Below are 24,459 nucleotides of genomic sequence, written 5' to 3'. Positions count from 1 at the left end.
GCTCCGCTTTTTAATAAAGGTATAGCACGTTATTTGCCCATGGCTTCCCCAAGGCGGATTGGTTTGCCAGGATGCCAGCCCGTGTTAAATGTGAGCATGTCTTTTTCAAACAGCATCACCACTGTCGAGCCCAACAAGAACCTGCCCATTTCTTCCCCCTGTTTTAGGTGAATATTGCGGTCGCTGTAGTCCCATTTCACCACTTTGCCGGGACGGGGAGGGTTAATAATGCGATCTTTAGCATCATGCCAGACGGTAGCCATGCTGCCGACGATGGTGGCGCCCACCAACACCAACACAAACTGCCCATGTTGCGCAGAGTTAAACGTACAGACCACGCGTTCGTTTCTTGCAAACAGGCCGGGTACGTTGGCTGCGGTGAGCGGATTCACTGAGAACAAATCCCCGGGCACATAGGTCATGTGAAGCAGTGTGCCATCGCAGGGCATATGAATCCGGTGATAATCTTTGGGGCTTAAATACAGGCAGGCAAAACTACCATGATCAAAACGCGCAGCCAGCGTTGCATCACCACCCACCAAGGCTTGCGCCGAGTACTGGTGCCCTTTTGCCTGAAAAATCTGTCCCTGTACGACTTGGCCAAACTGGCTGATGCAACCATCCACTGGGCAAACAAAGGCATTGTCGGCCAACACCCGTGCGCCGGGTTTGAGCGGCCGGGTAAAAAACTGGTTGAACGAGACGTAACTGGTGAGATCGCCATTGACGGCGTCCTCCATGTTGACCTGATATTTACGCACAAACCAGCCGATAAACGCGGTGGTCAAGCGCCCGGCTTGCCAGTGCGCCAGTTTGCCGGCGGCCGCAGTCAGTAATTGTTTGGGTGCAATGTATTGCAGCAGAATGGCGAGTTTCACGTCTATCCCTTGTTCAATCGGTGGTCAATAAAAAAGCACAGGCGATATTACATCGGCCTGTGCTTTTTGCCTATGGAGGATGCATGACACATGCACATCCTCCTAAGCGCTGGCTTCATCCTAAAAATTAGTTTTTAGTCTGATCAACCAGTTTGTTTTTTGCGATCCAAGGCATCATGGCGCGCAGTTTATTACCTACTTGCTCAATTGGATGCGCTGCATTCAAACGACGACGTGCAGTCATTTCTGGGTAGTTAGTACGGCCTTCCAGAATGAACTGTTTGGCGTAGTTACCGTTTTGGATATTGGTCAGGCACTGACGCATCGCGTCTTTAGACTGGCTGTTGATCACTTGTGGGCCGGTCACATACTCGCCGTACTCCGCGTTGTTGGAGATGGAGTAGTTCATGTTAGCGATGCCGCCTTCATACATGAGGTCAACGATCAGTTTCAGCTCGTGCAAGCACTCAAAGTAAGCCATTTCTGGGGCGTAACCTGCTTCAACCAAGGTTTCAAACCCTGCTTTAACCAACTCAACTGCGCCACCACACAACACGGCTTGTTCGCCGAACAAGTCAGTTTCTGTTTCTTCACGGAAATCAGTTTCAATCACGCCACCTTTAGTGCCGCCGTTGGCAGCTGCGTAAGATAATGCGATTTCTTTGGCTTTGCCGGAAGTGTTTTGGTAAACAGCGATCAATGAAGGAACGCCGCCGCCTTTGAGGTACTCAGAGCGCACGGTGTGGCCTGGGCCTTTTGGTGCAATCATGATCACGTCCAGGTCTGCGCGTGGCACGATCTGGTTGTAGTGGATGTTAAAGCCGTGGGCAAATGCCAACGCAGCGCCTTTTTTCAGGTTAGGCGCGATTTCTGCATTGAAAATTTCTGCCATGGTTTCGTCAGGCAGCAATACCATCACGACATCCGCTTCTTTCACTGCCGCAGCAATTTCAAGGGTGGTGTGGCCAGCGCCTTCCGCTTTTGCCCATGAGCCGCCGCCTTTACGCAAACCGATGGTGACGTTGACACCGCTGTCGCGCAGGTTAGCTGCGTGCGCGTGGCCCTGAGAGCCGTAGCCCACGATAGTCACTTTTTTGCCTTTAATAATGCTTAAGTCGGCGTCTTTGTCGTAATAAACGTTCATGTCTGCTTTTGCCTTTCAATACAAATGCTTAGTTGTATAGTAAAAATAAATTCGATCGGTTGAAGTTGGGTCGATTAGACCTTGAGGATGCGGTCGCCGCGGCCGATACCGGACGCACCCGTGCGTACGGTTTCCAATATTGCACTGCGGTCTAAGGCTTCGATAAACGCATCCAATTTGCTGCAAGAGCCGGTAAGCTCAATGGTGTAGCTGTTGTCGGCCACATCGATAATACGGCCGCGAAAAATGTCGCACATACGCTTCATTTCGTCTTTAAAGACACCGGTGGCTTTAACCTTGACCAGCATCAGTTCGCGCTCAATGTGCTTACCATCGTTCAGATCTAGCACTTTGACCACGTCAATCAACTTGTTGAGTTGTTTGATAATTTGTTCAATCACATCATCCGAGCCGGTAGTCACAATCGTCATGCGCGACAGGGTAGGGTCTTCGGTGACCGCCACGGTGAGTGATTCAATATTGTAGCCACGCGCTGAAAACAGGCCAGCCACACGCGACAGCGCGCCAGCTTCGTTTTCCATCAGTAGCGAAATAATATGACGCATTATTCTTCCCCTTTCAGACGGCCAGCAGCGCCTGGGCTTAATACCATTTCGGATAAGCCCTTGCCGTTTTCAACCATTGGGAAGACGTTTTCGGTTTGGTCAGTTAAAAAGTCCATAAATACGAATTTGTCTTTTTTATCAAACGCCTCTTTGAGCGCGCCTTCAACATCTGCCGGGTTAGTGATGCGCATGCCGACGTGGCCATATGATTCAGCCAGTTTGACAAAGTCTGGCAGGCTGTCCATGTAAGACTCAGAGTAGCGGTTCTCGTAGAAGAACTCTTGCCACTGACGCACCATGCCCAAGTAACGGTTATTCAGCAGAATAACCTTGATCGGTAGGCCGTATTGCGCACAGGTCGACAGTTCCTGAATGTTCATTTGGATACTGCCTTCGCCGGTCACACAGGCGACTTGTGCATTTTTGTCGGCAAACTGACAGCCCATCGCGTATGGCAAGCCAACGCCCATGGTACCCAAGCCGCCTGAGTTGATCCAGCGACGTGGTTTATCAAATTTGTAGTATTGTGCCGCCCACATCTGATGTTGACCGACGTCAGAGGTCACGTAGGCTTCGCCTTTGGTGACTTCCCACAGCTTTTGAACCACATATTGTGGTTTGATCACCGTGTCAGAATAGGTGTAATCCAGCGATTGCACGCCACGCCATTCATTAATTTGTGTCCACCAGTCAGCGATGTCCGTGGTCTGGTTTTCTTCTTGGGCCAAAATTTCCAGCATATCAGACAGCACAGATTGCACGTCGCCGACGATGGGCACATCCACCTTGACGCGTTTAGAAATGCTCGAAGGATCTACATCAATATGAATGATGGTGCGCTTCTGGCCAGAGAAGTGTTTTGGATTGCCAATCACGCGGTCATCAAAACGCGCGCCTACTGCCAACAATACGTCACAGTTTTGCATGGACATGTTGGCTTCGTAGCTGCCATGCATGCCCAGCATGCCAACGAACTGTTTGTCGGTGGCAGGATAGCCGCCCAAGCCCATCAGTGTGTTAGTGACTGGAAAATTTAATGCCTTGGCCAGTTTGACCAGCTCGGATGCACCATTACTCAGCACTAAGCCGCCACCGGTGTAAATCATCGGACGTTTTGCGCCCAGCAGTAACTTAACCGCTTTTTTAATCTGACCGCTGTGGCCTTTTAAAATCGGGCTGTAGGAGCGCATTTCTACCGTTTTAGGGTAGATAAAGTCTGCCACATGCGCGGTGATGTCTTTAGGAATATCTACCACCACCGGACCTGGACGGCCAGTTTTCGCGATGTAAAACGCTTTTTTAATGGTCGGTGCGATATCCTTGACGTGCTTAACCAAGAAGTTATGTTTCACGCAGGGACGAGTCACGCCCACCATGTCCACTTCTTGGAAAGCGTCCATACCAATGGCAGGGACGGGGACCTGTCCGCTGATCACCACCATCGGAATAGAATCCATGTAAGCGGTCGCAATCCCAGTAACCGCATTGGTGGCGCCAGGGCCGCTGGTCACCAGTGCAACGCCAACATCGCCGGTTGCGCGTGAATAAGCGTCAGCCGCATGCACGGCTGCCTGCTCATGGCGCACCAGAATGTGCTTGAAGCCATTCTGTTTATAGAGTGCATCGTAAATGTGCAAGACCGCGCCACCTGGATAGCCAAATACAAATTTGACTTTTTCTTCATTCAGGCATGAGACAACGATGTCCGCACCTGTCATGGATTTGGCGTGGGTGTCTGTCGCGGAGTGGGCTGAAGCGTCCATAAAACCTTGATTTTTCGGCTAATAAATGTTGAACCCTATACATTAACTTGCTTTACTAATTTGGTCAAGAATGTCGATCAATCTACGGTGTCGATGACTCACTTGTGTTGGGTCCATGCATCACATCAAAAAGAAAGGTTGGCGAGCTTTTGTGCAGCATCAAACAAACGTTGACAATATAAATGAGAAACATTATCATTTGCATAACGATTAAATGAAAGTCCGCCACATGCAAGTTGATTACGCAGCGCCAGCCAGCCATTTGTATGACCCAGATTTGCCCACGGCAAATGCGGTATTGGTCTCGTTGAGCTGTGTGGCTACCCGATATGCGGCCAATCCCTCTCAAGACTTGGCTTTGTTAGGTTGCAGTCTGGCGCAGACTTTAACGGCCCCAGAGTACGCAGAGAGTGGCTTGATTACCAATGCTGCAAAGCAGTTGCTACATGATTGGCAAGCCTTGTTGCAGGCGCATCAGACATTTGCCATGCAACAGGCCGTGACGGAATTTGTCGCGCAATCGACCACGTTGCAATAGTGGGTCGATGGCGATCATTGTTTAAGTAGAGTGAAAAAGTAGAGCGAAGAAAGGCGATCGGTTTATGGCAAGAATGACAGGACCCAGACTCAAAATTATGCGCGCATTGGGCGTTGAGTTGCCAGGGTTATCACGCAAGTCGATTGAAAACAGACCCAATCCACCGGGTCAGCATGGTCAGCAAGCTTCTCGCCGTCGGCGTTCTGATTTTGCCGTTAAATTGATGGAAAAACAAAAGATTCGGTTTAACTATGGTGTGAGTGAGAAGCAGATGCGCCGTTTGATCCTTGAGGCGCGTAAAGGCAGTGAGCCAACCGGCGATAAGCTGATGTCATTACTAGAGCGTCGCTTAGATAATGTGGTGTTTCGCGCTGGTTTTGCGCCCACAGGCATCGCTGCGCGTCAGTTGGTGAATCATGGGCATGTGCTGCTCAATGGTAAGCCGGTCAATATTGCTTCTGTGCGCTTGCAAGTCGGTGACGTGGTGACGGTAAAAGAGAAAAGCCGCAAGATCCCCATGGTGGTAGAAGCCTTAGCCACACCAAGTTTGACCGTGCCAGAATGGTTGTCGGTGGAGGCGGTTTCGGCCACGGCAAAAATTGGTCATTTGCCGTCGATTGAAGATGTGCCTTTTGCGATTGATATGCAGCAAGTGGTTGAGTTTTACTCAAACCGTGTTTAATTCACTGGCTTGGCGCCGATGGCGCTTAACCATAATACATTTGAGCAGGGGCGTCTAACCCCGACAGGCCACTGCTCAAATAGGCGTGATTGTTGATGCGCCAACCTACCCCTGGTAAGGGTGTTCCTTGAAATCTGGTGCCGCTTTGCCATGGCAAGTAAGTCGGCCTTTTTTTAGACTGGATAGAGTTCGCATGATCAACCGCTTGCAATCCCTGATGAGTGAAGTGCAAAATGCGGCCCGTGTTTCGCCCGGGCAGGTGCCTACTATTGAGGCAAGGCAGCTGCTGGGCGACGCAGGGGTGTTAGCGATTATGCATGCTGGTGAGACATATCAGCTCACACGTACCAAGCAAAATAAATTGCTCTTGACCAAAAGCCAAGTGCTGGCTGCGCCGCCACAGGCAAAACAAGATGAATAGAGGGGGTTGCGTGAAAAGTTTGTACAAGGGTGGGCATCTCGGCCTGATCTCAATCAGTGTGGCTCGGAGCGTATGCTAATGCTGCAACGGGACACTTTGCGCGCATTATCTTTAAAACCTGCGCACGCGCCAGTGGCGGCATTGCCTGCATTGAGTTTGCGTCGTCGCCCCTTGGGTGCATTGGCGGGTGTTTTCCGCTGGCCAGTGTTCGCCAATGAGGACTGGCTACAACAGCACAGGCAGCAGCGTTGGCATGGCTTGGGAGTGTTGTTGGTGGTCGCGCTGCACGCGGCAGTCATTGCCTGGATGGTGGTGTCTGAAACACCGCCGTTGGTGTTGCCAACGCCTGAGCCGATGACGGTTTCTCTCATCACCTTGCCAGCCAAGAAACAAGAGACACCAGCACCAGAAGTGGTGCCGATTATTCAAAAACAGCCCGTAAAAACGGTGATTAAACCGAAAGAGACGCCGGTGAAGCCGATCGACCGTCCGGCGCCGGTGGTGGACCGCATCGTTGAAACCACGTCTGATCAGCCTCGCTTCGAGGCGAGCACCCAGCCATCCGCACCGCCGTTAGAAGCCCCTGTGGCGGCTGCGCCCAGCAAGCCTGTGCCTGCCGCAGCGACAACGCCCAAACCCGAGCCAGCCGAAGAGAAAGAAGAGCCACCGAAGTTTGGCGTGGCTTATCTGAATAATCCACGGCCTGATTACCCCCGACTCTCACAACGGGCCGGTGAAGAGGGAAAAGTGCTGATGAAGGTGCTGGTCTCTGCTGAAGGCTTACCCGAGTCGGTTGAGGTGATTAAAACCAGTGGTTTTGAACGCCTAGATAAGGCGGCGGTGACCGCGGTCAAGCAATGGCGTTTTGAACCTGCCCGTAAGGGGGGTAAGGCCTTGAGTGCCTATGTCAATGTGCCGTTGTCATTCTCGCTCACGCAGAATTAAGCAAGTTTAAATTGAAAGGACGTTTTTAATGCAAGCAACAAGTGGTTTGGCTTTTATCACCGAAGGTGGTGTGGTGTCAGTGATAGTGGCGCTGATTTTGCTGACGATGTCAGTATTGAGCTGGTACTTTATTCTGGTCAAAACTTGGCAGGTGTTTAAGCGCAAACGCGATGTTTCTGCTTATGTTAAGCAGTTTTGGCGCAAGGCCACGCTACAAGAAGCCCTGCAAGAGGTGCAATTGCAGGCGCCTGCTTTCCGTCTGGCGGTGACCGCAGCCGAGTCTACCCAGCATCATCAGCAACATGCCAGTCAGTCGCTGGCCGCCGCTTGCAGTCAAGATGAGTTTATCGCGCGTCAGTTGCGCAGAACATTGTCCCAAGAGCAAGCCGTTTTAGAGAGTGGTTTGTCTGTGCTCGCCTCCGTCGGCAGCGTGGCGCCGTTTGTGGGTTTGTTCGGCACCGTGTGGGGAATTTACCATGCATTGACCGCCATCGGCCAATCTGGCGTCGCGACCATTGATAAAGTGGCCGGCCCGGTGGGTGAGGCCTTGATTATGACCGCGATTGGTTTGGCGGTAGCGATTCCTGCGGTGTTGGCATATAACGCGTTTATTAAAGCGAATCGCGGCATTATGGCTGAGTTAGAAAGCTTTGCCCAAGACTTGCATACGCTGATGACCACAGGTGCGCCGTTAGTAATTAAAAGCAGCAACAAACCTGCCAATGTGACTGAGTTGCATGCAAAAGTCGCTGCCAAAGGAAACACGCTATGATGGGGCAAAATCCATTTAGCGCTGGCGAACACACGCAACCCATGAGCGAGATCAACACCACGCCGTTAGTGGATGTGATGCTGGTGTTGCTAGTGATTTTTATTATCACAGCGCCTTTGCTCACCCATGCGGTCAAAATTGATCTGCCACAGGCAACCTCGCAGCCGCTAGAAGAAAAGCCAGAAGTGATTGATTTAGCGGTCGATGCCGATGGCAAACTGTTTTGGAATGATCGCGAAATTCAAGCTGAGGCACTGTCGACACAGATGGCAGAAGCAGCAGCCAAGCAGAATCAGCCTGAGTTGCAGATCCGTGCAGATAAGAACACGCGTTATCAGGTGCTGGCTGAAGTGTTGGCAAAAGCCCAAACCGCGGGCATGAAAAAAGTAGGCTTTGTCAGCCAGCCACAACCCTAAATCTAGGTATTGGGTGTTTTGATGACGCAGTCCTCTATTCGCAGCTGGCTCTGGCTACACAAATGGTCTAGCCTCGTCTGCACAGTGTTTATGTTATTGCTGTGCCTGACAGGTCTGCCACTGATTTTTCATCATGAGATTGGTGATTTTTTAGGCCAACATATCCAGACGCCTGCGATTGCACATACCGGCCCCATGGCCAGCATGGATGCCTTGGTGGCAGCGGCCAAAGCGAAACAACCCGGCATGGTGCCTTTGTATCTTTACCGTGAAGAAGATGAGCCTTTGCAGTGGATTCTCAGCATGGCGAAAACCGCCGATGCCGAGCAAGGTTTTAAGCAAGTGGTGCTAGATGCGCGCACTGCGCAGGTGCTGGGCGAGCCCATAGTTGAGGCGGGCTTCTTGTACATCATGTTTAAGTTGCATGTTGACCTGTTCGCTGGCTTGCCGGGGATGTTGTTTTTGGGATTCATGGGGTGTTTGTTGCTAGTGGCACTGGTGTCTGGGGTGGTGCTTTATGCGCCTTTCATGCGCAAACTCCGCTTCGGCGAGATTCGCCGCTACAAAGGCGAAAAGCTTAAACGGCTGGATGTGCACAATTTTCTCGGCATTGTTGTGTTGAGTTGGTCGCTCATTGTGGCAGCAACGGGGGGCATCAACGCCTGGTCCGACCTATTGATTAAATATTGGCAGGCAGATCAAATCGCAGCAATGATCGCGCCTTATAAACACTTGCCGCCGCCAGACCGCTTCGGTTCTTTACAGGCCGCCTTGCACGTGGCACAACAGGCACAGCCTGATATGCAACTAGGGTTTGTCGCTTTTCCGGGTACGGCGTACGCCAGCCCACATCATTACGGTATTTTTATGCGCGGTGATTCCCCGCTCACTAAGCGCTTATTTAAGCCTGTGCTGGTCGATGCACGCACCGCCACCTTCACCGACAGTCGCGATTTACCATGGTATCTGGTGGCGCTGTTAGTGTCACAGCCGCTACATTTTGGCGATTATGGCGGCTTGACCTTAAAGTGGTTATGGGCAGTACTCGATGTGATCACCATTATCGTGCTGTGGACGGGGTTAGTATTGTGGTGGAAAAAACGCCATCGGTCCCTACCAGAGCTGCATGCAACGCACACCTTGCGCGACGCATATTAAGCGAGCACCTTAGCAAATTTGTTCATTGGGAGCGCCTGCAAGCCATGCAGCAAAAACATATGACTCGCATTTTTCTCTGGCCGTTAATCATCGCTGGCTTATCGCTGGCGGGCTTAATCTTTGCGCTGGTGTACGATGATGCGCGTGAGTGCCTCGCTAACGCGGCAATTGCAATCCCGGTGCTGGTTGCTATTTTTTATTACTGGTTTAAGCCATGGTGGATGCAACGCGAAAGTCGTTTTCGCTAAGCCGTGCGTTGACTCAAAAGCAACTTCCGCAGCATTTTCTCTTTTTGCGCCATCGTTGAGCGCTCCCTGATGTGATCTGCAAACGCGCTAAATAAACGCCAATTTCTTTCTTGTAAATAAGAATGATTATCATATACAATATCATTCATTGGTTTGTTTTTGTTCAATACGTACATCAGGCACCTAGTGATCTGCGGACTGTCTAGATTCGCACCAGCCAAGTATCGCTAAAGCATCTTTTAGAAAGGAATAATATGAGTGAGGTTGATCAACTAGCGGCCATTGCCGCCGAAGCCGTTGCTTTTCAGCAGCAGTTTCAGTCGCTTCAATTGGCTACGACGGACCTGCACGGTCTTCCAGAAGCAAGTTATGCCGCCTATGTCGCGCATGATCAGCGGTTTTATGTGTATGTCAGTGAGTTAGCCACGCATTGTGCCAACTTGCGCAACACGGGTCGTTGCGCGGTGATGTTTATCGAATCAGAGCAGGCGGCTGCTCATTTGTTTGCCAGAAAACGGCTGGTGTTTCAGTGCGCTGCAAATGAAATCGTCAGAGAAGATGCAAAGTTTAACGTGGTGATGGGCTTGTTTTTTAACCAGTTTGGCAAGTTTATGGAGGTGATTAGCAAGCTCACCGATTTTCATTTGATTGAGTTAATCCCGGCGCAGGGGAGTTACGTCTCCGGGTTTGCTAAAGCCTACCATTTGCATGGGCAAGATCTGACGCGGGTCACGCATCGCAATGAGCAAGGGCATACGGCGCCTGATCAAAGCAGTCAGCAAACATTGGACGCATTGGCCAAATGATGCAGTCACCCTTGGGCGATGATGCTTACCTCCGCATCCGTGCGCAATTTTCACAGGCGCGGCAAGCGGGTCAAGCACGTCATCGTGAGATCGCTGAAGCCATGCACATTTCAGAAGGGGCCTTAATTGCTGCGCATGTTGGCGCCGAGGCAGCGGCGTTGATGCGTGCTACGCGATTACAGCCACGCTGGACCGTATTGTGTGCTGCACTCCACAGCCTTGGCGAGGTGATGGCGTTAACAAGAAATGGCGCTTGCGTGCATGAAAAAGTGGGTCGATATGCAGAATTTACCGCCAAGCAGACCGAGTATCTGCAGGTAACTTGGATGCGAGGGGCGGGAGTGGATTTGTTATGGGAGGTTGCGCACTGGCAGCATGGGTTTGCAGTTGAAGAATCCGGCGAAAAAGGCGTGCAGCGCAGTTTGCAGTTTTATGATGCATCCGGCACCGCCGTGCATAAGTTATTTTTGCGTGCGCAAAGTGACTTATCCGCCTACCAGTCATTAGTGAGGGCGTTTTGTGACACAGACCAACTGCCCGGTCTCATCCCGCAAGCATTGCTGACAGTGCCTGCCACAGATTTTGCGGCGTTTTTAACACACTGGGAGGCGATTCAAGATGCCCGTGACTTGCATTGCCTACTCGCGCAAGTGCGCGGTAGTGGACATACCTTTTTGCAGCACCTGCCCGCTGCATCAGCGCGTGAGGTGCAGTTGTCTGCAGCCAACATGGTGCTTGAGCATGCAGCGGCTCAAGGACTCTCTATATGGATTCTGGCTGGCAATATTGGCATGACGCAGGCGCATCGTGGGCCGATTGATAAAGTGGTGCAGATGGGGCCATGGTTGAATGTGCTGGATGCGGGGTTCAATCTGCATGTGCGCCAAGACCTGATTGCCTCGTCGTGGGTGGTTGTTGTGCCAGGGTTGGCTGGCCACTTTTCAGCCCTTGTGTTGTTCAATGCAGCAGGTGAAATAATCGCCTTAATCGCAGCAGATGCGTCGTCAGGCGCCAGTGAGCGCAGCGCCTGGGTGGCGTTGATGCATCGTTTACCTCTTGTTGAACCTATCCGGTCTGATCACCATGCCACGCTCTAAGACTCCAAAAAACATGATTCAATCGTGGTCTAGGCGGACTTTTTTAAACCGCTTGGCTGCCATGGCTGTGGCAGGCATCTGGTTACAACCGGGGTTTGCCAATGGCGCCGTCAAGCAAGGCGGACGACGGATCGTCTGTGTAGGCGGCGGGATCACCGAAATCGTCTATGTGTTGGGCGCTGAACAAGCGTTGGTCGGCGTGGATACCACGTCATTGTATCCGCAGGCTGCGACTTCCTTACCCAGTGTCGGCTACGCGCGGGCGTTGTCCAGCGAAGGCATTTTGGCCTTGCGGCCAACGCACCTGTTGGCAACTGAAGATGCCGGACCACCAAGCGTGTTGCGGCAAGTGAGCGATGCAGGGGTGCCGGTGACAATACTGGCAGCCAATGACACTTTTGAGGGGGTGATTGAGCGTATTCAACGGGTGGGGGCGTTGACGGATCGGCATATGCAGGCCAGTCAATTAGAAAAACAGTTCAGGCAGGATTGGCAACGTGCGCGTTCACCAATCTTGGCGCGAAAAAAGCCCGCTGCCCCACGCGTGTTGTTTGTGTTGTCACATAGTCCCGGGCAAGTGATGGTTGGCGGTAAAGGTAGCAGTGCCGATGCCATGATTGCTTATGTTGGTGCGCGCAATGCGGTGGATGGTTTCGACGGCTTTAAGCCACTCACCCCCGAGGCAGTGATCGCCGCCCAGCCGGACATTGTTTTGATGACGACACAGGGCATGCAGGTGATCGGTGGCATCGACGGTGTACTGAAATTGCCCGGTATGGCGCAAACCAGCGCCGGGCAAAAGCGTCGCGTGGTCGCTCTAGAAGCCATGTTTATGTTGGGGTTTGGCCCACGCTTGCCACAAGCGTTGACGACGCTAGACCAATTGCTGATCAATGCGATGCAAGTCTCCCCTTAGCGCTTAAATGCTGCGTCTATCCTTATTTTAAGTCCTCATATGATTCAAACAATTTTACGCCCCCCAGGCATGGTCCGTGCCCTACGCACTGCTTCACAGCGGCCAGCGTGGCTACTCATGTGTTTATTGTGCTTGAGCATATGGGCAGCGGCAACCCAAGGCGCCGTCTCGATGACCTCGGGTGATTGGTTGGCAATTTTGCAAACCAGCGATACGCCGTTGTCAGGGGGCGCATATGTGTTGTGGCATTTGCGGCTGCCACGCATTGGATTTGCGGTGATGATAGGCGCGGCACTGGCCTTGTCTGGCGCGCTCACACAGGGCTTGTTTCGTAATCCGTTGGCGGATCCGGGCTTGTTAGGGGTCACTAGTGGTGCGGCCTGTGCAGCCGCCTTAACGATTGTGTTGTTGGCAGGCAGTGGCATTGACGTGCCGCCAGTGTTGCGTTACTGGCTATTGCCTGTCACCGCCTTTGCCGGTGCAGTAGGTGTTTGCTTTGTATTGGATAGCGTAGCACGCTGGCTGACGGCGGATTCGATCGCCGGGTTGTTGTTGACGGGTATTGCCCTAAATGCCCTCGCTGCGGCGGTGATTGGCTTATGTACTTATTTGGCCACAGATGAGCAACTACGTAGTTTGACTTTTTGGACGCTGGGCTCGCTGGCCGGCGCCAATTGGTTTTTAGTCACCACGTTGCTGGCCGCGCTGATATTGGCGTTGTGGGCATTGCATCGCTTGACGCATGCGATGAATGCTTTGGCACTCGGAGAGGCAGCCGCAGCGCATGTGGGTGTGAACGTACGCAGATTAAGGGTGCGCGTGATTGCGCTGGTTGCGCTGCTCTGCGGCTTTGCCGTCGCCTGGTGCGGCATGATTGGTTTCATCGGTTTGGTGGCACCGCATATGGTGCGTTTGATGGTCGGGCCAGACCAACGACGTTTGGCGCCATTGGCCATGTTGGTCGGCGCATTATTACTGTTATTGGCGGATACCGCTGCCAGAACGGTGGCAATTCCGGCGGAGATTCCGGTGGGTATTTTTACCGCCTTGTTAGGCGCACCCTTTTTTCTCGTTTTGTTGGTCAGAATGCGCAAGGGGCGTTAGGCATGTCAAGCTTGCACAGCACCGACAACATGTTGCTCACATTAAAGCAAGTGAGGTTAGCCTTGGGTGGGCGGCAATTTGGACCTTTCAATTTGATGATTCAGCCAGGGGAGCAGGTTGCCATATTAGGGCCCAGCGGCGCGGGCAAGTCGACGTTGCTCAAGCTATTGGCACGTGAATTAACCCCAGCCAGTGGCGTCGCACAATTTGAGCAACGGCCATTGCAGTCTTGGTCGTTGGCTGCGCTGAGTTATCATCGGGCTATCTTGCCACAGTCGCATGAGGTGGTTTTTGATTTGCCAGTAGAGATGGTGATCGGATTAGGCCGCGTGGCGCGCACGCTTGACCCATCTCTGCCGACGATTGTGCAGCAGGCGGCTACGCAGGCTTGCGCCGCGCATTTGCTTGGGCGTCGCTTTGATACGCTGTCCGGCGGTGAAAAAGCGCGCGTGCAAATGGCAAGAGTGTTCGCACAGTTATGGGATGTTGAGCAAGGATTGCTGCTGGTAGATGAGCCGTTGGCGGCCCTGGATCCGGGTTTGCAATGCAGCTTGATGGCAGCGATCTGTGCATTTGCCGCTCAGCGCGGGCATGCCTTGCTAGCCATCTTGCATGACATTAATCAGGCATTACAAGGATTTGAGCGATTGATTCTAATGAAACAAGGCGCCATGGTCGTCGATTATCCTAGGTCGCAGGTGACCTTGCCGATGCTCGAAGCTTTGTATGACGTCCAATTGGATGCAGCCTTGACCGACTCCGGCACCTTACTGGTGGCGCCAAGCATGAAGCAAGCGCTATCCCCTACACGCTTCCATGTATGGCCGTGTACTGAAAACCATGAAGATCATTTCTATTGAAACATTAAATGATAATTGTTATCATTTAATGTTTCAGTGCAAGCCAACGAGACCTCCCTCCTGTAGCCAGCAGTTCACTCACAGGGGAGTCTCATGCGCAGTTCACAACAAATCGGTTTATTTCATTATCGTCGCTTGGTGGCAGCCTGCCTGCTCGCGATTCCTTATCTGGCATCTGCTGAAGATTCGGCGCAACAAGCAGTCGAGTCGTTGCCTGAGGTGAAGGTTACCTCCGTGCTAGAAAAGAATCAGCCCTCAGAAAAAACCAAGTCTTATACGGTTAACGCGACTTCTACCGCGACGCGATTAAATACGAGTATCCGCGAAACACCGCAATCCATCTCAGTCATTACGCGTGAACAGCTGGACGATTTTCGCGTGTTGACGGTGAATGAGGCATTTTCATACGCGACCGGGATCAAAGTAGAGCAGTTTGAAACAGACCGCACTGAATATACGGCGCGTGGTTTCAATATTACTAATTTTCAAATAGACGGCTTGAGTACCCCCATTAGTTTTAGCGGGACGAATTATGGTGATCTGGATATCGCGCTCTACGATCGCATTGAGGTGCTTCGCGGTGCCAATGGTTTGTTAACCGGCCCCGGTAACCCTTCAGCGACCATCAATTTTATTCGTAAACGCACAACTAACCAGTTTCAGGCCAAAGCCAACGCTTCCATCGGTTCATGGGATAACAGACGTTTCGATGGCGATATTTCAGGGGCATTGAATGCTGACGGGAGTATCCGTGCCCGCTTGGTCGCAGCACATCAAGAGAAAAATTCTTACCTGGATCGGTACAGCAGTCAAAGAGATGTTTTATACGGCATCATTGAAGCGGATTTGTCTGATAACACCAGTGTCGCGATTGGACACACTTATCAACGCAATGATGCCAGCGGAAACATGTTTGGTAGTTTGCCCTTGCTCTATGCTGATGGCAGTAAACGCGCCTACAAAGTATCTGACTCCACCGCGCCAAGTTGGAGTGAGCGGAACGTAGATACCAATATCAGCTTTGCTGAGTTAACGCATTACTTGAGTGGCGAGTGGAAAATTAAAGGCCAGCTCACACAAAAAGCCGTCACCTCTGCCGGCCCGCATAATTATGTCTCTGGCAATGAAAACCGGGCAACGGGCTTAGGGTTAAGCTCGAGCCCCTTTGTGTATACCTTTAAGACACAAGATTACGTGGCAGATATTTATGCCAATGGGCCATTTGAGTTGGCAGGACGCAAGCATGAGTTGGTGGCGGGTGTCACCATGAGCCGCAGCAGTATGCGAGAGTTTTCACGCAGTGCGGCGGGGTCTTCACTGTTAAGCTTTGATGCTGCCGGGGATGTGCCTTATCCAGCCTTCGGTGCCGAGACCAAGAGTTCTGATTATTCAACCAGAACCACCAATATTTACACCGCTGCCAAATTAAACCCGATGGATGGTTTAAAAGTGACCTTAGGGAGCAATCTCTTAAGTTACAAATTGGAAGGGAATGCCTATGGCGTGGCGCAAAAAGCCGATGAAGATCACAAACTGACGCCTTATGTAGGGGCTGTTTACGACGTGAATAGTGAGTCATCAGTCTACGCCAGTTATACAGGCATCTATCGACCACAGGTAGAAACAGGCACCAGCGGTTCGGTGCTGGCGCCGTTAAAAGGCAAAAACTATGAAATGGGCGTGAAAAGCGAATGGTTTAATAAGCGTTTGAATAGCGCGTTTGCGCTGTTTAAAACCGAGCAAGAGAACCAGGCCGTGGCCATTGGTCAAACCGCGCAACGGACCATTTATGAGGGCATTGAAGCAACCAGCAAAGGCTATGAGCTGGATATTTCTGGGGAAGTCATGGATGGATTAAGTGTGAATGCAGGCTACACCCGCTTAATGAGCATTAAGGGGCAAGGCGGCACCAGTGCCAATACCTTTACGCCGCGGCACATGGCACATGTGAGTGCAGTCTATCGGGTGCCGTTTATCCAGAATCTAAAAGTGGGTGCCAGTGTCAATTGGCAGAGTGACATTTATGTAGATATTGGCAGTGTGCGTTATACGCAAGACAGTTACGCAGTTTTAAATTTGATGGCCAATTACAAAATCGACAAGCATTGGGATGCGGCCGTTAATCTGTATAACGTGACCGATGAAAAATACTTGTCTAGTTTTAGATACGCAGCCTTCGGCCAAGCGTTTTATGCTGCGCCATTTAATGGAATGGCGACATTGACCTGGAAATACTAATCAGTTTTCATCCATAACTCAGCGCATACGTCTTGATGACGCCAACACACCCTGCCAATCGGCAGGGTGTATTGTTTTATAGAGGTTGCTTGGGCGATAGCGCTATTTCCAACAAGCTTCGTATTGATTTATAAAATGAGAATTGTTATCATTAGCGATTAAGAATTTGCAAGCCAACGACCATTTTCTCCAGTAGCCAGCAATCCAACTAACAAGCATAAAATAGGGAACCATATGCCGGCTGGCTTTAACAAGAGAACAATGACATTGGCGCTGATGATGGCGCTACCCGTGCTTGCAGTCGCCGCTGAAGAAGAGAAAACAGCGGATGCAGCACAGACCATGACCGAGGTAAAGGTTAAATCCACACGGATACAGGACACGCCGAATAAAGGCTACCAAGCCACCAAGACCCGGGTCGGAAAAACCTACCAAGATCCGCAAGACGTGCCGCAAGCCGTCACCACGTTAACCAGAGAGTTGCTCCATGATCAGCAGGTCGGTTCATTGCGTGAAGCTCTGCGCAATGTGGTGGGGTTGTCGGTGAACGCTGCTGAAGGTGGTCGTGCAGGCGATAACTTTAACCTGCGGGGTTTTTATACTTTCGGTGATATCTATCTGGATAATATGCGCGACACGGCGCAATACAACCGTGAGACATTCAATCTTGAGCAAGTTGATGTGCTACGAGGCTCTGCCGCGATGCTGTTTGGTCGCGGTCAAGCCGGGGGCGTGATTAACCAAGTGAGCAAGATGGCTGAGCTACGGGATAAAAACACCCTGACAGCAAGTGGTGGGGAGTATGACTACCATCAATTTACCGGTGACTTTAACAAACAGCTTACGGAGACTGCAGCGATTCGAGTGAATGTCATGGACCGCTACGAAGAAACTTATCGTAAGAATCCAACCACCGGGGATCGTCCTTCTTTTGATCGCAAAGGCATTGCCATTAGTTTTGGCGCTGGTATCGGCACAGAAAATGAATTTTTCCTTAATCATGCGTATACACAAACCCGTGATGTGCCTGATTTTGGGATTCGCTTTGGTACCAATAAGCGGCCCCTGAGTGACAGTCCAAATGGGCGTTCCGACCGCACCTTTTGGGGTAGCAACAATAACTTTGATGATAGCGATACGCGAATCACGACGGGTATTTTTACACACAAATTCGATGACGATACGCAGTTAAGAACGCAGCTGCGTCATGCCAATTACAAACGCAGCTATTGGGCGAAAACGCCTGGTACCACCTTGCCTCTGGACAACGATCGCTTGGGCGGTAATGTCACTAGAATCATGGATTATGAGACCTTAAATCTGCAATCAGATTTTAGTACCAAGTTCGAGTTGGCCGGTATGAAACATCAGCTCATTTCAGGCATTGAGTACTTGAAAGAGGATTCATATAGAAGTACTTTGCAGCCCTATGACCCTGTGACAGGCGCGTTATATACGCAAACAGGGAATGCATTGACCAATGCGATTTTAGCCAATCCGAATGGGGTGGCTTATAACCGTCACTTTGCCAATGTGACCGCAACACCGACGAAATTCAATGCAGATAACTATGCTTTGTACATTCAAGATAGTGTAGAAGTGATCAAAAACTGGACAGTATTGGCTGGCATTCGGCGCGACAAAATGGATGCTGACTATTCCAGTTTGACCTCGCCAAAACTGAAATACTATGAGAACAGTTATCGTACCGGGTTGTCATGGCAACCGAACGCCGATCGTCATTATTATCTGACCTTTAGTGATGCGTTTAGCCCCACTGCTGACTTGTATCAGCTAACCGTCCAACCATTGCCTCCCGAGCGGGCACGCACTTTAGAGCTGGGTACTAAGTGGTTGTTCTTGGATGGTGACTTGTCAGTGCGCACTGCGGTGTTTACTACCACCAAGGATTGGGAGCGCAACACGGATCTCGAATCAACGGCATCTATTTTGACCAAACGTCGGCGCACGAACGGGGTCGAGTTTGAAGTGACGGGTAAGATCACCGACCGTTGGGATATGTTCGCTGGTTTTGCGTTACTGGACGCGCGTATTATCAATGTCGCTGATAACTATGTCGCTGGTGTGCTGACCCCATCCGATGTAAGGCTCGAAGGGCAACGCGCACGCAACACCCCCATTGGGACATTCAACCTTTGGACCACTTATGCATTGAATGAGGCATGGAAAGTGGGCGGAGGCGTTGAGGCAAAAGGGGAGCGTTATGCTTATAACCCAAGTGCAACCGATGCCAGCGCGAGCTTCACTAACGGACACTTTAATCCAAATGCTGCACCTGGCTATGCGCGCGTAGATATGATGGCAGCTTACGAACAGCCAAAGTGGGCAGTAAGACTCAACGTCAAAAACCTCTTAAACAAAGAGTATTATGATGCCGTTTACGACAATGGTGGATTGGTGACGCCCGGTAATAAACGCCAGGCGATTATTACCACTGAGTACAAGTTCTAGGAGTTGAATTGCTGCTGACGTTACCAGATGTATTGCTGGAAAATGAACTGACGACTATCCGAGGCCTATTGAAACAGGCGCAGTGGGTGGATGGTCGTCATACCGCAGGGATACAGGCAGCACAAGTCAAAAATAACCAGCAACTGGCTGAGCAGGACCCGTTGCTGGCAAACATTAGAGGGATCGTGTTGCAGGCATTGCATCGCGATCCTTTATTTTTTTCGGCTGTGTTACCCGATAAAATTCTGCCGCCATTCGTGAATCGCTACTCGGGCGACACCAATCATTACGGTTTTCATGTGGATAATGCGATGCGTAGCATGCCAGACGGCAGTGCGCGCGTGCGCGCGGATGTGTCGGCGACGTTGTTTTTAAACGATCCAGATGACTATGAGGGCGGCGAATTGGTGGTGCAGGATGTGTTTGGCGATCAGCGCGTCAAGCTTAAGGCGGGCGCAATTGTCATTTACCCCTCTAGCTCGGTGCATGCGGTCACGCCAGTGACGCGTGGTGAGCGTTTAGCCAGTTTTATGTTTATTCAGAGTATGGTTCGCGACGCTGCGCACAGACGCATGCTATTTGAGATGGACATGGCGCTGGTCAGGTTGCGCCAACAGCATGGTGAAACGCCCGAAGTGGTGCAACTGACCGGCATTTATCACAACTTATTACGTCAGTGGGCGCTTTGAATCATGAAGGGCACGCTACCGTTGTTAAGCCATTATGCACAACAGGCCCAAGCAAAATTGCCGGCCAATGTTTGGCACTATTTGCAATCTGATGCGGGACAAGGCGCACAGCAACAATGCAATGAGGCAGGGTGGCAAACCCACAAATTAATACCGCGGCCGTTACAAGCCTTGCAGCAGCCTTCGACGGGCTGCGATATGTTTGGGGAACACTGGGCGCATCCGATTATGCTGGCGCCCGTGGCTTATCAAACCCTGTTTCATGTCGATGGTGAAATCGGCACGGCTGTCGCCTGTAATGCGCAACAAGGCCAAATGATGGTCAGCAGCTTAGCCAGTCAGCCGGTGGCTGACATTGTTGGGCAGGCGCAACAACCGCTCTGGTTTCAACTCTATTGGCAGGGTGACCGCGCACGCACAGAGGTGTTGCTGCATAAAGCACTCAATGCGGGGGTCAGCGCGATCGTGCTCACGGTCGATGCGCCGGTCAAACAAGCGCTGATGGATCTACCCAAAGGCGTGTCAGCAGTCAATTTAGAAAAACCCTTGGCCATGCAAGCCCTGCAGCCCGGCCAGAGTCAGGTATTTGATGGATGGATGACACAAGCGCCGACTTGGGAGGATGTAGCTTGGTTGCGGCAGCAGTGCAAAGTTCCGTTGCTGATCAAAGGCTTGATGCATGTGGATGATGCTAAACGCACGATCGCGTTGGGTTGTGAAGGCATTGTAGTTTCTAACCATGGTGGACGGGTGCTCGACAGCACGCCGGCAGTGGCGGCGATATTGCCTGACATGGTTGCGGCGGTCGATGGGCAATGCAAGCTGCTGGTGGATAGCGGCATTCGCAGCGGTCAGGATGTGTTTAAGGCGCTTGCCATGGGGGCAGATGCGGTGTGTATTGGTCGTCCCTATATTTGGGGGTTGGCCAGTGAGGGTGCGATGGGGGTGGCCAAAGTGATCCGCACCCTACGCGATGAGCTAGAAATGACCATGGCACTGACCGGTGTCTCGCGGTTGTCGGATATTCGCCAGGTCGATTTATATTAGTCATAACAAGGAAATACAGATGAAAACATTGAGCTATTCTATTTTATGGGTTGTCGGGCTGTTGAACGCAAACGCGGCGTTTGCCGCCGCGGAATGCAAGTCTTATCCCAAAGAGGAATGGGCAGCAGAGGACACCTTGAAAGAAGCCATGCAAGCAGAAGGCTACACCATCAAAAAATTCAAAATCGATGGCAATTGTTACGAAATTTATGGCCGAAATAAAGAAGGCAAAAAAGTAGAGATTTACTTTGACATGAAAACGTTGGCGATTGTAAAAGCCATCGGCCTGAAAGATTAAAACCAGCGATGTCGGTACGCGCTGACCTCATCTGGCCGTGGTGGGTGCGCCTGTCTCACTGGCTAGTGGCCGCTGGGGTGATCGCCTTGTGGCTGATGAGCTACTTTTGGTATGAAACCGATACGCTGCATCGCACCTTGGGGTATGGGGTGCTCGCCATTGTCATCGCGCGGCTGCTGTTAGGGCTTCGCACTCGGTTGAGCAGCGCGCGTATCAGTCTGCCAAGTGGACGTGCCTTGTGCCTGCACTGGGCCGAAATAAAGCAAGGCAAGCTCTCACCGCAGCGCGGCCACAATCCAGCAGGGCAGTGGGCAGTTGCTGTGATTTGGACGCTGATTGCTGCGTTGGCACTGAGCGGTTGGCTCAGTCGCACCGATGCTTTTTGGGGGGAAGACTGGCCAGTTGACTGGCATGCCGCCCTGAGTTGGATGCTACTGGGGATGGTGGTATTGCACGTGATAGCGGTGGCAGTAGTGAGTCATGTGTCCCGCCAACGATTAGTGCGGCAAATGTGGCACGGTCGTTTCGACCAACAATGAGCGCATTGCGTTGGATGTCCTGCAGCTAATGTAATTCTAGTGGCGGCGCAACTTTCAGCACTTCTTCTACCGTGGTGAGCCCCGCGGCTATTTTTTCAGCGCCATTGAGCATCAAGGGCTGCATGCCTGCTTGGATGGCGGCTTGCCGTAGCTGCAATACATCGGTTTCCGGTGTAATCAGCTGACGTAACGCCGGGGTCATGGTCAACATCTCATAAATGCCGGTGCGACCGCGATAGCCCGTTTTTCGGCATTCTTGACAGCCGACGGCTTTCATCACTTTGGCGGGTTTTTTTGCTTTAAACGGTCGGGTGACGCTGGCCCATTCTTCGTCTGAGAGTTCTCCCTCTGTTTTGCAGTGTGGGCACAGTGTGCGCACTAATCGTTGCGCCATGATGCCAAGCAAACTGGAATGAATCAGGTAGGCGGGGACGCCTAAGTCTAGCAAACGGGTCACGGCGGATGGGGCGTCGTTAGTATGCAAGGTGGAGAGCACTAGATGGCCGGTAAGTGCTGCTTGTATGGCCATGTCTGCCGTCTCCTGATCGCGGATCTCCCCCACCATGATAATGTCAGGGTCCTGACGCATCAGCGTGCGGATGCCTTCCGCAAAGCCCAAACCGATGTTTTGCGTGACCTGCATCTGGTTAAAGGCCGGCTCTATCATTTCAATCGGGTCTTCCACCGTGCAGACATTCACTTCATCCGTCGCCAGCTGTTTCAACGTGGTGTATAGCGTGGTTGTCTTGCCGGAGCCGGTCGGCCCGGTGACTAAAATAATGCCATTCGGTTGACGCGTCCATTGAGACCACTGCTCACTTTGCCGTTTCGAAAAACCCAGTAGCTGAAAATCTTGCACCAGAATATCTGGTTTGAAAATCCGCATGACCAGCTTTTCACCAAAAGCGGTCGGCATGGTGGATAGGCGTAATTCGATTTCCTTGCCATCTGCGCTCACGGTTTTCACTCGGCCATCTTGCGGACGACGTTTCTCTACCATATCCATGCGACCCAGCAGTTTGATCCGGCTGGTGATCGCATTCATGATATTGCTCGGTAGTTGATACACCTGATGCAAGACACCATCAATCCGAAAACGCATTAGGCCCATGTGGCGACGCGGTTCAAGGTGAATATCGCTGGCGCGCTGTTCAAAGGCGTATTTAAACAGCCAATCCACAATATTGACCACGTGTTGCTCATTCGCATCGAGCTGGCGGTCTTTGCCTAGTTCGATTAATTGCTCAAAGTTTTGTACGCCGACAATTTGACCGGCTTTGGCAGCATTAGCCGATTGGATGGCTGCAGATAATTGATAAACTTCTGGCAGATAACGTTGCAGGTCTAGTGGGTTGACCATCACCACTTCAATGCGCAACTTGAGCATACGCTCCAAGTCATGCAGCCATTCTTGATGGAACGGATCCGCGGTGGCGACGGTGGCGACGCCATCTTTAACCGTAATCGGCATGATGCGCAAGCGCTCAGCATAGGCTTGCGAAACAATCTGTGCCGCCGCGCTGAAATCCAGCTTCAACGGGTCAATTTGGTAATAAGGGACTTTGGCTTTGTTGGCAACAAACTGACTCAGCTGCTCTACTGACAGCAATTGTGACGGATGCAATAAGTCTGGCCATCTTTGTTCGGCCACGATGACAATCGGGTGGATTTTGGAGCTATCGCGTTTTCGGTCCTGATGCAGCTTTTCCGCCCAGGCCTTTTCAATACGTCCATCGGAGACCAGCATGCGCAATAGGTCTCCTAAACGCAGGCTCTCTAACGTCTTAGGTAGTGAAAAGGGGATGGGACTATTCATGTCATATTTGGGCTGGATGAGCACCCAATGATGCAAGACTCATGCCACTGCTAAGTGGCATAAATGGTCACCCTTGTGACTGAAAAACCTGCGCAGATTTGCGAGTTGCGGTGTGATGCCACCGCCATGGGCTTGCTAAGCCCGGCTTCTTGTTTGCTTCCGCATTTACAGTGCCATCTGTATCCGCATACTTAAGTCGATGGCTTGAATATTTTTGGTCAGTGCCCCAATCGAGATTCTGTCCACGCCGGTTTCTGCAATCGCGCGCACCGTGGTTAAATCGACGTTGCCAGAGGCTTCAAGCAACGCACGCTTGTTGTTTAAAACCACCGCTTGCCGCATATCCTCCAACGAAAAATTATCCAGCAAAATACTGCGCGCTCCGGCCGCCAGTGCCGCTTGCAACTCACTTAGGCTTTCAACTTCAATCTGAATATTGTTCGTTTGTTGCAATGCTAGCGCTGCTTGCAACACGGTCGAGATGGCGCCAGCGGCGGCGATATGGTTTTCTTTTATCAGAATGCCATCGTAGAGGGCCAAGCGCTGATTGGCGCCGCCGCCAGCAAGTACGGCATATTTTTGTGCCAGACGTAAGCCGGGGATGGTTTTTCGCGTATCGAGAATCTGCGTCGGTAAGCCCGCAATGGCGTCTACATAGCGGCGGGTATGGCTAGCGACCCCAGACAATGTCTGCAAGAAGTTGAGTGCTGGCCGTTCGGCACTGAGCATGGCGCGCGCTTCGCCCTGAATGGTCACCAGTGTCTGGTTCGCTTGCACTTGATCGCCATCGCTCACATGCCAACACAGTGCAATCGCAGGCTGCAATTGCTTAAAGCATTGTTCTAGCCAAGCGCAGCCACAAACCACGGCAGCTTCTCGGCTAATAATGGTCGCTGTCGCCTGCGTGCCAGCGGGGATCAGTGCTGCAGTCAGGTCGCCGTCTCCCACGTCTTCTGCAAGTGCAGCGCGCACTTGCTCAGCAATCATAGACTGGGTAAGGTAGTCGGGTAAGCGTTGGTAAAGCGTCGATGTGGTCATGTGGTCGT

Annotated in this window: 25 protein-coding genes; 19 read left to right on the top strand and 6 right to left on the bottom strand. The window is 51.7% G+C overall.

Annotated elements, in window-relative coordinates:
• Positions 1-29: 29 nt before the first annotated feature.
• The 4 genes from asd to ilvB all read right to left on the bottom strand — a co-directional run bounded on the left by asd (position 30) and on the right by ilvB (position 4,351).
• Positions 30-878 (bottom strand): archaetidylserine decarboxylase, encoded by an 849-nt coding sequence (gene asd / locus FIT99_RS10485; protein WP_140004232.1) that lies wholly within the window; start codon positions 876-878, stop codon positions 30-32.
• 127 nt (positions 879-1,005) lie between these two features.
• Positions 1,006-2,022 (bottom strand): ketol-acid reductoisomerase, encoded by a 1,017-nt coding sequence (ilvC, locus tag FIT99_RS10480; RefSeq protein ID WP_140004231.1) that lies wholly within the window; start codon positions 2,020-2,022, stop codon positions 1,006-1,008.
• Between the two features lie 74 nt (positions 2,023-2,096).
• Positions 2,097-2,588 (bottom strand): acetolactate synthase small subunit, encoded by a 492-nt coding sequence (ilvN, locus tag FIT99_RS10475; RefSeq protein ID WP_140004230.1) that lies wholly within the window; start codon positions 2,586-2,588, stop codon positions 2,097-2,099.
• A complete protein-coding gene (gene ilvB / locus FIT99_RS10470) occupies positions 2,588-4,351 on the bottom strand; it encodes a biosynthetic-type acetolactate synthase large subunit (protein ID WP_140004229.1) in 1,764 nt (587 codons plus the stop codon). Before ilvB ends, ilvN begins: the two co-directional genes overlap by 1 nt.
• A gap of 229 nt (positions 4,352-4,580) precedes the next feature.
• Between ilvB and FIT99_RS10465 the strand changes: the two genes are divergently transcribed.
• The 19 genes from FIT99_RS10465 (at position 4,581) to FIT99_RS10375 (ending at position 21,597) form a co-directional block, all read left to right on the top strand.
• Entirely contained in the window at positions 4,581-4,889 is a 309-nt protein-coding gene (locus FIT99_RS10465; protein ID WP_223261189.1) for a hypothetical protein, read from the top strand.
• Positions 4,890-4,953: 64 nt separating this feature from the next.
• Positions 4,954-5,571 (top strand): 30S ribosomal protein S4, encoded by a 618-nt coding sequence (gene rpsD, locus FIT99_RS10460; RefSeq protein ID WP_140004227.1) that lies wholly within the window; start codon positions 4,954-4,956, stop codon positions 5,569-5,571.
• A gap of 193 nt (positions 5,572-5,764) precedes the next feature.
• Positions 5,765-5,992: a hemin uptake protein HemP gene (hemP, locus tag FIT99_RS10455; RefSeq protein WP_140004226.1), complete on the top strand. Its 228-nt coding sequence runs from the start codon at positions 5,765-5,767 to the stop codon at positions 5,990-5,992.
• Positions 5,993-6,064: 72 nt separating this feature from the next.
• Positions 6,065-6,937, top strand: a complete 873-nt coding sequence (locus FIT99_RS10450) for an energy transducer TonB (RefSeq protein WP_223261188.1) — start codon at positions 6,065-6,067, stop codon at positions 6,935-6,937.
• A gap of 28 nt (positions 6,938-6,965) precedes the next feature.
• Positions 6,966-7,709 (top strand): MotA/TolQ/ExbB proton channel family protein, encoded by a 744-nt coding sequence (locus FIT99_RS10445; RefSeq protein WP_140004224.1) that lies wholly within the window; start codon positions 6,966-6,968, stop codon positions 7,707-7,709.
• The gene (locus tag FIT99_RS10440; RefSeq protein ID WP_396652211.1) at positions 7,706-8,125 is read left to right on the top strand and encodes an ExbD/TolR family protein; all 420 of its coding nucleotides are present in this window, start codon (positions 7,706-7,708) and stop codon (positions 8,123-8,125) included. The genes FIT99_RS10445 and FIT99_RS10440 overlap by 4 nt, the downstream gene beginning before the upstream one ends.
• Before the next feature lie 18 nt (positions 8,126-8,143).
• Positions 8,144-9,283, top strand: coding sequence for a PepSY-associated TM helix domain-containing protein (locus tag FIT99_RS10435; RefSeq protein WP_140004223.1), 1,140 nt, complete (start codon positions 8,144-8,146; stop codon positions 9,281-9,283).
• A 59-nt stretch (positions 9,284-9,342) separates the two neighbouring features.
• On the top strand, positions 9,343-9,531 hold the full coding sequence (locus FIT99_RS10430) for a hypothetical protein (RefSeq protein ID WP_223261187.1): 189 nt from the start codon (positions 9,343-9,345) through the stop codon (positions 9,529-9,531).
• A gap of 254 nt (positions 9,532-9,785) precedes the next feature.
• Positions 9,786-10,337, top strand: a complete 552-nt coding sequence (locus tag FIT99_RS10425; RefSeq protein WP_140004221.1) for a HugZ family pyridoxamine 5'-phosphate oxidase — start codon at positions 9,786-9,788, stop codon at positions 10,335-10,337.
• Entirely contained in the window at positions 10,334-11,434 is a 1,101-nt protein-coding gene (locus FIT99_RS10420) for a ChuX/HutX family heme-like substrate-binding protein (RefSeq protein WP_223261186.1), read from the top strand. Before FIT99_RS10425 ends, FIT99_RS10420 begins: the two co-directional genes overlap by 4 nt.
• A 13-nt stretch (positions 11,435-11,447) precedes the next feature.
• The gene (locus FIT99_RS10415) at positions 11,448-12,350 is read left to right on the top strand and encodes a heme/hemin ABC transporter substrate-binding protein (RefSeq protein ID WP_189524746.1); all 903 of its coding nucleotides are present in this window, start codon (positions 11,448-11,450) and stop codon (positions 12,348-12,350) included.
• A gap of 69 nt (positions 12,351-12,419) precedes the next feature.
• Positions 12,420-13,454 carry a FecCD family ABC transporter permease gene (locus FIT99_RS10410; RefSeq protein WP_396652226.1) on the top strand — a complete coding sequence of 345 codons (1,035 nt, stop codon included), beginning with the start codon at positions 12,420-12,422 and terminating at the stop codon, positions 13,452-13,454.
• Between the two features lie 2 nt (positions 13,455-13,456).
• Positions 13,457-14,314, top strand: coding sequence for an ATP-binding cassette domain-containing protein (locus tag FIT99_RS10405; RefSeq protein WP_140004218.1), 858 nt, complete (start codon positions 13,457-13,459; stop codon positions 14,312-14,314).
• Positions 14,315-14,407: 93 nt separating this feature from the next.
• Positions 14,408-16,552 carry a TonB-dependent siderophore receptor gene (locus FIT99_RS10400; protein WP_140004217.1) on the top strand — a complete coding sequence of 715 codons (2,145 nt, stop codon included), beginning with the start codon at positions 14,408-14,410 and terminating at the stop codon, positions 16,550-16,552.
• 261 nt (positions 16,553-16,813) lie between these two features.
• Complete coding sequence (locus FIT99_RS10395; RefSeq protein WP_140004216.1) at positions 16,814-19,024, top strand: TonB-dependent receptor; 2,211 nt, start codon at positions 16,814-16,816, stop codon at positions 19,022-19,024.
• A gap of 8 nt (positions 19,025-19,032) precedes the next feature.
• On the top strand, positions 19,033-19,713 hold the full coding sequence (locus tag FIT99_RS10390; protein WP_140004215.1) for a Fe2+-dependent dioxygenase: 681 nt from the start codon (positions 19,033-19,035) through the stop codon (positions 19,711-19,713).
• Positions 19,714-19,716: 3 nt separating this feature from the next.
• Positions 19,717-20,760, top strand: a complete 1,044-nt coding sequence (locus FIT99_RS10385; RefSeq protein WP_140004214.1) for an alpha-hydroxy acid oxidase — start codon at positions 19,717-19,719, stop codon at positions 20,758-20,760.
• A 19-nt stretch (positions 20,761-20,779) separates the two neighbouring features.
• The gene (locus FIT99_RS10380; protein ID WP_140004213.1) at positions 20,780-21,058 is read left to right on the top strand and encodes a PepSY domain-containing protein; all 279 of its coding nucleotides are present in this window, start codon (positions 20,780-20,782) and stop codon (positions 21,056-21,058) included.
• 8 nt (positions 21,059-21,066) lie between these two features.
• A complete protein-coding gene (locus FIT99_RS10375) occupies positions 21,067-21,597 on the top strand; it encodes a cytochrome b/b6 domain-containing protein (protein ID WP_140004212.1) in 531 nt (176 codons plus the stop codon).
• 25 nt (positions 21,598-21,622) lie between these two features.
• Here FIT99_RS10375 and FIT99_RS10370 read toward each other — a convergent pair whose 3' ends face one another.
• Complete coding sequence (locus FIT99_RS10370; protein ID WP_189524744.1) at positions 21,623-23,413, bottom strand: GspE/PulE family protein; 1,791 nt, start codon at positions 23,411-23,413, stop codon at positions 21,623-21,625.
• Positions 23,414-23,578: 165 nt separating this feature from the next.
• Complete coding sequence (gene nadC / locus FIT99_RS10365; RefSeq protein ID WP_140004210.1) at positions 23,579-24,451, bottom strand: carboxylating nicotinate-nucleotide diphosphorylase; 873 nt, start codon at positions 24,449-24,451, stop codon at positions 23,579-23,581.
• Positions 24,452-24,459: the final 8 nt, after the last annotated feature.

The organism is Methylophilus medardicus (assembly GCF_006363955.1).
Lineage (GTDB): Bacteria > Pseudomonadota > Gammaproteobacteria > Burkholderiales > Methylophilaceae > Methylophilus > Methylophilus medardensis.
This window is presented reverse-complemented; position numbering and strand designations above follow the sequence as displayed.